This is a genomic window from Pseudoalteromonas nanhaiensis (assembly GCF_051235485.1).
Lineage (GTDB): Bacteria > Pseudomonadota > Gammaproteobacteria > Enterobacterales > Alteromonadaceae > Pseudoalteromonas > Pseudoalteromonas lipolytica_C.
In genome coordinates, this window is record NZ_JBPNYQ010000040.1 from 3,098 (window position 1) to 16,090 (window position 12,993).

Genomic DNA, 12,993 nt, shown 5'->3' on the forward strand with positions numbered 1-12,993 from the left:
AATTCACAAAGAGGATAAGAGACGCTTCGCTTTAGAGAAGTACACTTTAATACCTCCGTTTCTTCCTCTGTGCTCTCTATGTCCTCTGTGGTTCAAAAAAGATCTGGCAAACTGCTCTTCTTGATAAATAGGTTACTTGGCTGTGTCTTAGAAGAAGGTTGGTGAAGTTAATTTGGGTTTCCTCATTGTCCTCTCATTCACTTCTCTTTGTGAAATAAAGACTTGAACCACAGAGGTCACCGAGGCGCTGCGCGCTTCACAGAGACACCAAAATTCACAAAGAGGATAAGAGACGCTTCGCTTTAGAGAAGTACACTTTAATACCTCCGTTTCTTCCTCTGTGCTCTCTGTGTCCTCTGTGGTTCAAAAAAGATCTGGCAAACTGCTCTTCTCGATAAATAGGTTACTTGGCTCTGTCTTAGAAGAAAGTTGGTGAAGTTAATTTGGGTTTCCTCATTGTCTTCTCATTCACTTCTCTTTGTGAATAAAAATATTGGAACCACAGAGGTCACCGAGGCGCTGCGCGCTACACTGAGACACCAAAATTCACAAAGAGGATAAGAGACGCTGCGCTTTAGAGGACTCCTTGTCTTTCTCTGTGCTCTCTGTGTCCTCTGTGGTTCGAAAAAAATCTAGCAAACAGTTCGTCTCGATAAATAGGTTACTTGGCTGTGTCTTAGAAGAAGGTTGGTGAAGTTAATTTGGGTTTCCTCATTGTCTTCTCATTCACTTCTCTTTGTTAAATAAAGATTTGAACCACAGAGGTCACCGAGGCGCTGCGCGCTACACCTAGACACCAAAATTCACAAAGAGGATAAGAGACGCTTCGCTTTAGAGGATTCATATTAAGTAGCAGTCTATTTCGCATACTCATTGTCTTCTCATTCACTTCTCTTTGTGAAATAAAGACTTGAACCACAGAGGTCACCGAGGCGCTGCGCGCTGCACAGAGAAGGTAATTTCACAAAGAGGATAAGAGACGCTTCGCTTTAGAGATCTCCTTGTTTTCCTCAGTTCTCTCTGTGTCCTCTGTGGTTAGAAAGAGATTACAATTAACTGATGTACCCTTATTCATCTCTCTGTGCGCATAAAAAATCCTACGGGCTGATTTAAGATTAAGAGCACTAACAGATGCTTTTAGGGCGCTTTCCAACTTTAATTTGTACCTTTTTCAATTTAAAAATAACAACTTACTGATTGCCGTAATTACAATTTATCTGTAACTTGTGTCGCCCATTTCGCTACGCACTACTATAATATTAAGCGAAATCAACATTTTCATACTAAATACTAGGGATACACAATGAAAAAACTTCCTATTGCATTGGCTCTATGTGCTGCTTTTGTGTCTGCAAACACAATGGCAGAGGTTCGCATAAATGGCTTTGCTTCTATTGTTGGCGGTAAAGCCCTTGACGACGACGCAACGCTTTATGGTTACGATGATGATATTTCGTTTAAAAACGAAAGTATGTTCGCATTACAGCTTTCTGCAGATTTACAAGAAAAGCTAAGCGCTACGGCACAAATTGTAGCGCGTGGTAGCGATGATTTTGATGCTGAGTTTGAGTGGGCTTATTTAACCTATGAGTTCAGCGATGAGCTACAAGTGAGTGCTGGTAAAATGCGTGTGCCTTTTTACCGTTACTCAGACTTCTTAGACGTTGGTTACACATACCGTTGGGTTCGTCCGCCGCAATCTGTTTATAACCTTCCGTTTTCAACGTATGAAGGCCTGAGTCTGTTACACAACACACAATTAGGTGATTGGGATTCAACCGTTCAAGTTATTTACGGTAGCTTCGATGGCAACATTGCTGTGGTATCGGTTAATGGCGATACAGAGCTTAATGATATTGCTGGTATCAACTGGACGATGAGCTACGACTGGTTCAGTGCTCGTGCTGCATACTTTGTAGCAAACACAACAATTGCAATCGAAAACGACACCGATGCAGGTGTTGCGCTTAATGGCCTTGAGCAAACGCTAAGAGCTGCGGGCTTTGTTGATCAAGCTGATGATATTGCTGTTAACGAAGATGATGGCTCTTTCTTCGCTGTGGGCTTTTCGATTGATTACAACGACATTCTATTTGATGCTGAATACACTGAGTTTGAAGTAGAAAACAGCGCCCTTGCTAAACAAACTCAATACTATACCTCTGTTGGTTACCGTATGGATGAGTGGATTGTGCACTTAACTTACGAAAATAACGACGACAAACACGATAGCAACCGCTACAACGCACTACCTGCAGTACCAGCTTTAAACGCAGGTATTAATCAGGTGCTTGAGGGCGTAAAAGCGAAGAGCAATGTGTATACCATTGGTACTCGTTATGACTTCCACCCATCAGCTGCTTTAAAAGTAGATTTCAGCCGCTTTAAAGATGATATTACAGATACAGAAACCGACGTTGTTGCTGTTGCTGTTGATTTAGTTTTTTAATTGGAGTTTATGATGAAAAAATTATTAATCGCTACAGCACTCACCGTTTGTTCGCACGCTGCATTTGCTGATGTTGCTGTTATTGTAAACCCTGCAAATGGCAATGCTATTGATGAAGGAACTATCAAAAAGATTTACCTTGGCAAAGCAAAGTCGTTTGATGATGGCACCAAAGTAAACCCGGTAAACCAAGACGGCAACAGCGTAAGCGACGAGTTTAACGATAAGGTGGTTGGTAAGTCGAGCAGCCAGCTTAACGCTTATTGGTCAAAGCTGGTATTTACAGGTAAAGGTACGCCACCTGAAAAACTAGCAAACGATCAAGCTGTTATTGATTTTGTTGCAGCCAATAGCGACGCCATTGGTTATATCGATGCAGCAAAAGTAACTGATAAAGTTAAAGTAGTAGGTACTTTTTAAGTGCTAGCTTAAATACTCACTACGTTAATAAAAAACCAGGCGATGCCTGGTTTTTTATGCGCATAAATTACTCAACTTTAAATTTTGCAGTGGCGTCGAGTAACGAATCAGAAAGGTAATGAAGGTTCTTCGCTACATCACGTACCGCCGAGAGCGAATCCATTGTTTCTTCAAACGACATATGCATATTCGACACGTTCTCAACCACCATACTTGCCACAGATGTTTGTTCTTCGGTGGCTGCGGCAATCTGAGAGTTCATGCCGTTAATTGATAATATCTGCTCAGAAATTTTATCAATAGATTGCCCTGTATTCTCAGCAGCTTCAGCATTGTTTGTAGCCATATCTCGGGCTGAGTTCATAGCAGTTACCGCATCGCTTGCTGCGGTGGTTAGCGTTGTAAGTAGCTCTCTGATTTCGTTAGTTGAGTGTGATGTTCTTGAAGCAAGCTCACGCACTTCGTCAGCAACAACCGCAAAACCACGGCCTTGTTCACCTGCACGCGCAGCTTCAATAGCCGCATTTAAAGCAAGTAAATTAGTTTGCTCAGCAATCGAAGTAATGACGTTTAAAATTTGCGTTACATTTTTGGTGTCATTCGCCAGCTGGTTAATTGTCGAAGCAGCTTGGTTAATTTCATCACTTAATGTACGTGACTCACTTACAGAGCGTCTTATTTGCGTTCGGCTTTGCTCTACTTCCCGTTCTGCGGTTTGCGCAGCTTGCGATGCGTTTGCCGCTGAGTGAGAAATATCAGCAACACTTTGACGCATTTCTTCCATCGATTGCTTTACGATTTCGGCATCTGATGTTTGTTTAGTTGTTGCACGCTCGGCGCGTTCCATACCTTGCACAAGCCGGGTTGAGTTTTCCATTAATGGCTCACACACCGCTATTACTTCAAGTACAGCAGCCTTTAGTAGCTGTATAAAGGCATTAAAATTAATTGATACCTGACCTATTTCGTCTTTAGCGTGTACTTCAAGTTGAGTGCTCAGCGAGCCTTTACCATCGGCTAACAAACGTAAGTTACTTGCCGCAGCACTGGCTGATGAGCCAATTCCACGGGCAATCCAAATCGATGTAGCAATTAGTAACAGTAATGAAACTACCGAGACAATCAGCATTAAATTAAGCGCATTGTCTGAACGAGCTTTGGTTGCTTGTACAAGCTCAAAAAAGCGATCATCAGCGCGAGATTGAGCACGCTTAAAACCTTCAAGCACGGCTTCGTACTGTTTGGTTTTTTGTTGGGCTTGCTGCTGAATTTTGCTGAAGTCGGCAGTACCTTCAATCATCGAGCTTGCAATACTCGAAGACGTTTGTGCATAAAGCTCTAACTGTTTTTTTGTATCGCTATTCACGTAGCCATCGTTAATGCTGATGATGTCTTGTAGGTTTTCGTTAATCTTTTTATAGGTTTGTGCTGCGCTATCGACTAAATCTGATTCACCAAATGTCACTGCCTGTGTATATAGTTCGTCTAGTTTTTCGAGTAAGGCTACATTGGCGGTAGTAAGTTTTACGACTTGATAAGATGACTTTTCTAATTCATCGAGTGAAATTTTGTTATCGTTCATAGCGATAAAGTTGGTTACCACTATAATCACGAATGCCGTTATGGCAATGCATGTTATGGCATGTATCTTTTTTGAAATGCTTAAGTTGTTGAAAGAGAAACCTGCAGACATTTAATCCACCTTTGCTGTCATAGTCTTAATATTATCGCCCGATTTCCCTAAAGTATTAACTATATTTATATATTTTCAGGTTTTTTTCGTATTTTGTGCCGTTTTTTAGGATCTGGATGAAGAGCGAGAAGATAATATTCAAAAAGACAAGAGCTTTCAGCCTTCAACTCTGAGATGCGCGAAACAAGTTTCACGCCTACGCGTAGCAGCGGGTTTATACCGTGTCATCAGGTGCTAGATTTTGGGCACTAGGCGCTAGGACGCGATGTAAAATCGCTACTACCTCGAATCTCGCATCTCATAACTTTCCCCTTTCCCCTTGAAACTTTCTCTTTTTTAATGGCGTTCTTTGGGGCTGATCTGTATAATCCGCGGCCTATTATTTACCCTATTGCTTGTTTATTTTCGCAGTTTCTGCGCCCATAACCCTGTCAGTATTTTTCTAGGAATAATTCGTTGATTTCAACAGCAAATATCACCATGCAGTTTGGTGCAGAGCCTTTGTTTGAGAACATTTCAGCTAAGTTTGGTAATGGCAACCGCTATGGTTTAATTGGCGCGAATGGCTGCGGCAAATCAACCTTTATGAAAATTCTAAGTGGTGCGCTTGTGCCAACCTCTGGCAATGTGTCGATTGCACCGGGTTTAAAGCTAGGTACGCTTAGCCAAGACCAGTTTGCGTTTGAGCAATACACTGTAGTTGATGCGGTTATCATGGGTGATGCCGAGCTTTGGAAAGTAAAACAAGAACGCGACCGTATTTATTCACTGCCAGAAATGAGTGAAGAAGATGGCATGAAAGTCGCTGAGCTTGAAAGCGTTTTTGCCGAAATGGATGGCTACACAGCAGAAAGCCGTGCAGAAGAAATTTTGATCCAAGCGGGTATTGAGCAAGAGTTTCATTACGGCTTAATGGCGAACGTTGCGCCGGGCTGGAAACTACGTGTGCTTTTAGCACAAGCGCTGTTTGCAAACCCTGATATTTTGCTACTTGATGAGCCAACCAATAACCTTGATATTCACACTATTACTTGGCTAGCTAACGAGCTTAACCAGCGAAAGTGTACGATGATTATTATCTCGCACGACCGTCACTTCTTAAACTCGGTGTGTACACACATGGCCGATATCGACTACGGTGAGCTAAGAATTTACCCAGGTAACTACGAAAAGTGGATCGAAGCTTCAAGCTTACAACGCGAACAACTGCTTGCTGAAAACGCTAAGAAGAGCGCTGAAATTGACGAGCTACAAGAGTTCGTAAACCGCTTTGGTGCTAACGCATCAAAAGCAAAACTAGCCAGCTCTCGTGCTAAGCGCATGGATAAAATTAAGCTTGATGAAGTAAAAGCTTCAAGCCGTATTAGCCCATCACTTCGTTTTGACGAAGGCAAAAAGATGTATCGCCAAGCATTAGAGCTTACTAAGCTAGGTCATGGCTTTGAGGGTGAAACCCTATTCAGTGGTGGTTACTTATTGCTAGAAGCCGGTGCTAAGCTTGCGGTTATTGGTGAAAATGGTGTTGGTAAAACCACCCTATTACGCTGCCTAGTGAATGAATTACAAAGTAACGAGGGTGTGGTTAAGTGGTCTGAAAATGCCAGCATTGGTTATTGCCCGCAAGACAGCAGCAAAGAGTTTGATAACGACTTAACTCTATTTGATTGGATGTCGCAGTGGCGTACCGCTAAGCACAACGATTTAATGGTGCGTGCTATGTTAGGCCGTTTATTATTCACCGCAGATGACGCTAACAAAAAAGCGCGTAACTGCTCGGGTGGTGAAAAGAACCGTCTATTGTTTGGTAAGCTGATGATGCAAGACATCAATGTGCTAATTATGGATGAGCCAACTAACCACATGGATATGGAAGCCATTGAAGCGCTCAATAATGCTTTAAAAGATTACCAAGGCACGCTTATTTTTGTGAGCCACGACCGTGAGTTTGTATCGTCATTAGCGACTCGTATCATCGATATTAAAGATAAAAAGCTTATCGATTTTCAGGGCACGTTCGACGAATATATGGACCATGTTGCGCAACAAGCGCAGTAAGCTTAAACAGGTTTTATAGCTATTCCCTTTATTTGGTGGCTTTGGTGGTTCTGTTTAGATTTAAACATTGAACCACTAAGTGGCTACGTGCTCCGCAAAGAAACTAAATTCACAAAGAGGATAAAAGACGCTTCGCTTTAGAGGATTTAAATTAAGTAACTGTCTATTTCGCATACTCATTGTCTTCTCTTTATGAAAAAGATATTGGAACCACAGAGGACACCGAGGCGCTGCGCGCTTCACAGAGAAAACAATATTTACAAAGAGATTATGGTTTCTCCTTCTCTTACTCTGTGCTCTCTGTGTCCTCTATGGTTAGAAAAAGATCCAGCAGGCTAATACAAATTTAATAATTATCTGAAGTCCGCTCATTCACTTCTCTTTGTGAAAAAATATTGGGACCACAGAGGTCACCGAGGAGCTGCGCACTACACAGAGAAACTAAATTCACAAAGAGGATAAGAGACGCTGCGCTTTAGAGGATTCTAATTGAGTAGCTGTCTATTTCGCATACTCATTGTCTTCTCGTTCTCTTCTCTTTGTGAGTAAAGACAATTGAACCACAGAGTACATAGAGGCGCTGCGCGCTACACAGAGAAAACAATATTTACAAAGAGATTATGGTTTCTCCTTCTCTTACTCTGTGCTCTCTGTGTCCTCTGTGGTTAGAAAAAGATCCAGCAGACTAATATACATTTAATAATTATCTGAAGTACCCTCTTTCACTTCTCTTTGTGAAAAGGTTATTGGAACCATAGAAAGCACCGAGGCGCTGAGACGCGATGTAAAATCGCTGCTACCTCGTATCTCGTATCTCGTATCTCGTAACTTTACTCTTTCCCCTCGTAACTTTCCCCTTGTAACTCGCTAACTTCCCTACATTAAAAAAGGCTACATATTGTGTAGCCTTTGTACTTAAAGGAATTTTAAATTAAATATCAAAGCGATCGGCATTCATTACTTTTACCCATGCGTCGACAAAGTCTTTCACAAAACGCTCTTTGTTGTCGTCTTGTGCGTAAAACTCTGCGTAAGAGCGTAGGATTGAGTTTGAGCCAAACACTAAATCAACGCGTGTTGCCGTCCATTTAGTTACACCCGTGCTGCGTTCAATTATGTCGTAATAGCCTTTACCCAGTGGTTTCCAGGTATTAGCCATATCAGTTAGGTTAACGAAAAAGTCAGTACTAAGTGTGCCTACGTTATCTGTAAATACACCGTGTAAAGTGCCATTATGATTAGTACCAAGTACACGCATACCACCAACAAGAGCGGTCATTTCTGGTGCAGTTAAGCCCATTAATTGCGTGCGCTCTAACATTAGCTCTTCTGCTGAAACAGCGTAATCTTCCTTGAGCCAGTTGCGGAAACCATCATGAATTGGCTCAAGTACGTCGAACGAGTCTGCATCTGTCATCTCGTCCGTGGCATCACCACGACCCGGCGCAAATGGTACAGTTACATCAACACCCGCGGCTTTTGCTGCTTGTTCAACCGCTGCTGTACCACCTAAAACAATTAAGTCAGCTAGGCTTACTGGTTTACTTAAACTCGCTTGTACTGACTCAAGTGCGCTTAATACTTTAGCTAAACGCTTTGGTTCATTACCCGGCCAATCTTTTTGCGGCGCTAGGCGAATACGTGCACCATTTGCACCACCACGATGATCTGAACCACGGTAAGTACGGGCGCTATCCCATGCTGTAGTGATTAAATCAGCTTGGCTTACACCACAGTTAAGTAGCTTGGTTTTAAGCTCGCTAATTTCGCTGTCTGATAAGGTGTAATCCACCGTTGGGATCGGATCTTGCCAGATCAGATCTTCGCTTGGTACATCGGCACCCAAATAACGTGATTTAGGACCTAAGTCGCGGTGAGTCAGCTTGAACCATGCACGTGCAAACACATCACTAAAGTATTCAAAATCATCGTTAAAACGCTCGATAATCTTACGATAGGTTGGGTCCATCTTCATTGCCATATCGGCGTCGGTCATGATTGGGTTTAAACGAATTGATGGATCTTCAACATCAACTGGTTTGTCTTCTTCTTTAATATCAATTGGCTCCCACTGCCATGCACCTGCTGGGCTCTTCTTAAGTTCCCACTCGTAGTTAAGCAGCAAGTAGCAATAACCGTTATCCCATTTGGTTGGGTGAGTTGTCCACGCGCCTTCGATGCCCGACGTCATGGTATCGCGACCAATACCGCGTGAGTTATGATTGTTCCAACCTAGGCCTTGCTCAAACACATCAGCCGCTTCTGGCTCAGGGCCAACGTTTTCTTCGCTACCATTACCATGAGTTTTACCCACGGTATGACCACCCACTGTAAGTGCGGCAGTTTCTTCGTCATTCATTGCCATACGGGCAAATGTTTCGCGAACTTGTTCAGCCGTTTTAAGCGGATCAGGATTACCATTCACCCCTTCTGGATTTACATAAATTAAGCCCATTTGTACTGCTGCCAATGGGTTTTCCATAGTGTCTGGTTTTTCTACATTTGAATAGCGCTCATCACTAGGTGCTAACCATTCTTTTTCAGCGCCCCAGTAAACGTCTTTTTCTGGATGCCAAATATCTTCGCGACCACCCGCAAAGCCAAAAGTTTTTAAACCCATTGATTCGTAAGCCATATTACCGGCTAAGATCATTAAATCAGCCCAAGAAAGTTTGTTACCGTATTTCTTCTTAATTGGCCAAAGTAAACGACGTGCTTTATCTAAGTTGGCGTTATCTGGCCATGAATTTAATGGTGCAAAGCGTTGGTTACCCGTACCACCGCCACCGCGACCATCTTCTAAACGGTATGAACCCGCTGAGTGCCACGCCATACGGATCATTAAACCACCGTAATGGCCCCAGTCAGCTGGCCACCATTCTTGGCTTTCGGTCATTAGGTTTTTTAAATCGGTTTTAACGGCTTCAAGGTCTAGAGATTTGAATGCTTCTGCGTAATTAAAGTCTTTGCCGTAAGGATTCGTTTTGCTGTCGTGTTGATGAAGAATGTCGAAATTGAGTGCGTTTGGCCACCAGTCGGTATTTGATTGAGCGGTGACAGTGTTACTACCATGCATTACCGGGCACTGGCCCGTTTTTCCATTACTCATTATATGCTCCTCATAAGCTAAAAATATGACGAAACGCTAAAAGTTCACTTTTATCCCTTTCGTCATAAAGAGAGATTTTCTAATAGTTATGAATAACTAATAGCAAATAAGTTCCTGTTGTTTAAAACTATAGGAGTTGTACTTTGATAAAGCTAGATTAAGAACATGGTTTTAAATCGATTGCACCGATAGAAAAATCTGATTTGATTCATTTTGCAAAACCGTCCATTTTATAAGGGTATTATTAAACAGCGAGTAGCCCTTATGAAAACCATTAATCCTGACGTTGCTAGACAACTAAGCATTAACTTTTTTATCGCCAATTTACCTATTTTGATGTTAACGGGCCTCGTAATCGCATCGCTTGTAGGATTAACTTTTCGAAGCATGGTTATGTTTTGGCTGGCACTACTAATAACACCTATAAGCCTAAATTATTTATATTCTAAAAAACGTATTAAGCAGTTTTGCAAAGACAACAAATGCACTGATATTTCTTGTCTTGCCAAGCAAACTGATTAATTTTTAATTTTATTACCCAGTCACCAGATTATTTAGCCTGCAACTTGTTTAAAAATTAATTAGTTATGCAAGTTTTTGCGGCAATTTGAAAGTGACGGTAACGCCGTTATTTGGCTTGCTATCGATGCTGACTTCGCCTTGCAGTGCTTGCGTTGCAAGGTTATAAACTATCGACATACCCAAACCACTACCGCCATTGCCACGTTTGGTGGTGAAGAATGGCTCAAACACTTTATGCATTACATCTTCACTCATGCCATGACCATTGTCTAAATAGCAAATAGAGTAGGTATCGCTTTGTTTATCAACGGTTACTGATATTGTTATTTTATTTTGATCTCTGCCCACAAACCCATGTACACAACTGTTGTTAACAAGATTCAGAAAAATTTGGCTTAATGCCCCAGGTACAGTTATTAGCTTAAGGTCGTCATTACATTGAATATCGACTTCGATATTATGGCTTCGGGTCAATGGCATTAAACTATGTATAATATTTTCAAGGTAGTCTTTGATGTTTGTTTCAAGTAAGTTCAAAGATGATTGGTCAACAGCAGTTTGCTTAAAATCACTAATTAGCTTTGCCGCGCGCTCAAGATTTGCAAAAGAAATCTTAAAACATTCATTTAAGTGATTTATTCCTTCAAGTAATGCCGTTTTAGTTAACGTATTAGACTCTATTAATTTATTTAAGGTATTAAGTTTATCTTTTGCGGAGCTATTCGCGGTGACTGCAATGCCAATTGGGGTATTTACTTCATGTGCTATACCCGCTACAAGGTTACCAAGCGAAGCCATTTTTTCTGATTCGATCAACTTTTCTTGCATGGTCGTCAATTCAGATAAGGTCACTTCGAGCGTGCGAGTACGCTCTGCCACCCGTTGCTCTAATAATTGATTGGCACGTTCAAGCTTTGCATTGGTTCGTTCATTTTCTTGAGCCGACAGTGCTCTGCCATATAAATCTGCTAATGCACCGATAAATGAACACTCATCTTCACTCCAGTGCCTTGCTCCACCAATATGCTCACAACAAAATATTCCGATCATTTTACCTTTATAGCGAATCGGCGCATCGAGCATAGCGCCAATATTAAGCGGTTTCAGGTAGCTTTCACTAAACTCAAAGGTGGCTGGATCGGTATGGGCATCTTCTGCGGTGATCGTTCGCTGGGTATCGAGCGCTTTAAAATATGCTGGATATGCATCGCGTGGAAGAACCAGTGTCTGAATTTCCTGATTATTCTCTCTATCAAGTAATAATCGGCATTCAATGGCGGTGTTTTCGGCATTTAAAAGCCAGATCCCAGCTCTGCCTATTTCTAGGCCATCAAGAACAGCATTAAGGATTAAGCGTTCAGCTAATTCAACATTACCACTGTCAAGATCAGAGGAAATTGATACTCCATAGAGCAGTTGGACTAGTTGTTGGCGCATACCATCACCTTTTAGTTTTACATCAACTTAAGTCTAGACGAACATAGCCATTCTTAAAGACTGACTTTGAATTTTTAAAAAACCTTTTAGTATTAAGTGGTTGTTCAGATAGACACAGGTATATTTATACCTAACTCCTGTTGATACCCCTTACGACTTTATGTTGTTTAAGCAGTTTGGCCAGCTCTCCCCCGAGTTGGCTTTTTTTTGCCTAGTCCCCAGTGCTCACGCATGTTAAAGTGAACTTAGAATTCACTAAACATAAATAAGTTATGCGTTATATCTTAATTTTAATCACTTTTTTAATGAGCTTTCATACGCTAGCGGCAGCCCAAAATGAACCTGAAAACCGCCCAGCCCTTAGTGAAGCCGAACAACAACAAGCACTGAATAACCTTCAAGAACCAATGTATAAGCCTCTTTTAGAGCGTTATATTCTTGATGAGTTAAAAGCAGTTCGCCAAGATCAGCAAAAACTGAGAGAAGATGTCACTAAGCAGGTCACTCATACACAGTTAGATACAGCCGATCGCGCGTTAACCTACACAACAGACACCATCAATAATGTGTTTTTCATTATTACAATTACAGCCTCAATTTTGGTTTTAGTTGGTTGGAATTCACTGCGTGATGTGAAAAACAAAGTAGAAGATATTGTAAATACGCGTGTTAGTGCCATCACTAAAGAATACGAAGAGCGCTTAAAAGTTCTTGAAGAAAAACTACGTGAGCGATCTGAAGAGATCTTATTAAATCAGCAAAAAATCTCGATCACTAACGAAGTTCATTCACTTTGGATGCGTGCTAACTTAGAAAGTGATGTTGCAAATAAAGTAGAAATTTTTGACGAAATATTAAAACGTAAGCCTGAAGATGTAGAAGCGATTGCTTATAAAGCAGATGCACTGTTAGAAATTAATGAAACGGGTGAGGCTATTGAGCTATGTAATCAAGCCCTCGAAATAGACAGTGACTATGGCTATGCATACTGGCAACGTGCGTGTGCTTATGCATTACTTCATAAACATGCTGATGCGATGGCCGATATTCGTATGGCACTTGAATACTCACCAAACCTTCGTAACGAGCTATTACACGAAAGCGCTTTTGCCAGCCTTCACGACAACGACAGCTTTAATTCGTTGTTAAATGAAACGGTTTAGCCTAACCCCATGTAGCAGCGGGTTTATCCCGCGTCATAGGCGCTAGGATTTAGGTTCTAGGATTTAGGTGCTAGTACTTCATCACACAAGTTCTGACTAGTTGAGGGCACCATAAGCCCTCTCAAGTTTTTCACGAGCTGATTCA

Annotated in this window: 8 protein-coding genes; 5 read left to right on the forward strand and 3 right to left on the reverse strand. The window is 41.6% G+C overall.

Translation table 11 applies throughout. The annotated features are described in order from the left end of the window. Positions 1-1,303: 1,303 nt before the first annotated feature. Positions 1,304-2,449, forward strand: a complete 1,146-nt coding sequence (locus ACSFVZ_RS19930; protein ID WP_435559484.1) for a porin — start codon at positions 1,304-1,306, stop codon at positions 2,447-2,449. 12 nt (positions 2,450-2,461) lie between these two features. After that, positions 2,462-2,869 carry a type 2 periplasmic-binding domain-containing protein gene (locus tag ACSFVZ_RS19935; RefSeq protein WP_199527443.1) on the forward strand — a complete coding sequence of 136 codons (408 nt, stop codon included), beginning with the start codon at positions 2,462-2,464 and terminating at the stop codon, positions 2,867-2,869. 67 nt (positions 2,870-2,936) lie between these two features. On the opposite strand, the gene ACSFVZ_RS19940 is transcribed toward ACSFVZ_RS19935, so the two are convergent. Then, positions 2,937-4,562: a methyl-accepting chemotaxis protein gene (locus ACSFVZ_RS19940; RefSeq protein WP_199527442.1), complete on the reverse strand. Its 1,626-nt coding sequence runs from the start codon at positions 4,560-4,562 to the stop codon at positions 2,937-2,939. 456 nt (positions 4,563-5,018) lie between these two features. Between ACSFVZ_RS19940 and ACSFVZ_RS19945 the strand changes: the two genes are divergently transcribed. After that, complete coding sequence (locus tag ACSFVZ_RS19945; protein ID WP_435559485.1) at positions 5,019-6,617, forward strand: ABC-F family ATPase; 1,599 nt, start codon at positions 5,019-5,021, stop codon at positions 6,615-6,617. 931 nt (positions 6,618-7,548) lie between these two features. Here the strand turns inward: ACSFVZ_RS19945 and katG are convergent. Beyond that, on the reverse strand, positions 7,549-9,726 hold the full coding sequence (katG, locus tag ACSFVZ_RS19950; RefSeq protein ID WP_435559486.1) for a catalase/peroxidase HPI: 2,178 nt from the start codon (positions 9,724-9,726) through the stop codon (positions 7,549-7,551). Positions 9,727-9,990: 264 nt separating this feature from the next. Here katG and ACSFVZ_RS19955 point away from each other — a divergent pair, with 264 nt between their 5' ends. Next, a complete protein-coding gene (locus tag ACSFVZ_RS19955; protein ID WP_235384074.1) occupies positions 9,991-10,248 on the forward strand; it encodes a hypothetical protein in 258 nt (85 codons plus the stop codon). Between the two features lie 63 nt (positions 10,249-10,311). Here ACSFVZ_RS19955 and ACSFVZ_RS19960 read toward each other — a convergent pair whose 3' ends face one another. Further along, positions 10,312-11,685 (reverse strand): GAF domain-containing sensor histidine kinase, encoded by a 1,374-nt coding sequence (locus ACSFVZ_RS19960; RefSeq protein ID WP_435559487.1) that lies wholly within the window; start codon positions 11,683-11,685, stop codon positions 10,312-10,314. Between the two features lie 272 nt (positions 11,686-11,957). Here ACSFVZ_RS19960 and ACSFVZ_RS19965 point away from each other — a divergent pair, with 272 nt between their 5' ends. After that, entirely contained in the window at positions 11,958-12,848 is an 891-nt protein-coding gene (locus tag ACSFVZ_RS19965) for a tetratricopeptide repeat protein (RefSeq protein ID WP_135926705.1), read from the forward strand. Positions 12,849-12,993 lie beyond the last annotated feature (145 nt).

Bases quoted from the DNA above. Each gene is read 5' to 3' on its own strand.
- ACSFVZ_RS19930 (WP_435559484.1), top strand. From the start codon at position 1,304: ATGAAAAAACTTCCTATTGCATTGGCTCTATGTGCTGCTTTTGTGTCT.
- ACSFVZ_RS19935 (WP_199527443.1), top strand. From the start codon at position 2,462: ATGAAAAAATTATTAATCGCTACAGCACTCACCGTTTGTTCGCACGCT.
- ACSFVZ_RS19940 (WP_199527442.1), bottom strand. From the start codon at position 4,562: ATGTCTGCAGGTTTCTCTTTCAACAACTTAAGCATTTCAAAAAAGATA.
- katG (WP_435559486.1), bottom strand. From the start codon at position 9,726: ATGAGTAATGGAAAAACGGGCCAGTGCCCGGTAATGCATGGTAGTAAC.
- ACSFVZ_RS19955 (WP_235384074.1), top strand. From the start codon at position 9,991: ATGAAAACCATTAATCCTGACGTTGCTAGACAACTAAGCATTAACTTT.
- ACSFVZ_RS19960 (WP_435559487.1), bottom strand. From the start codon at position 11,685: ATGCGCCAACAACTAGTCCAACTGCTCTATGGAGTATCAATTTCCTCT.
- ACSFVZ_RS19965 (WP_135926705.1), top strand. From the start codon at position 11,958: ATGCGTTATATCTTAATTTTAATCACTTTTTTAATGAGCTTTCATACG.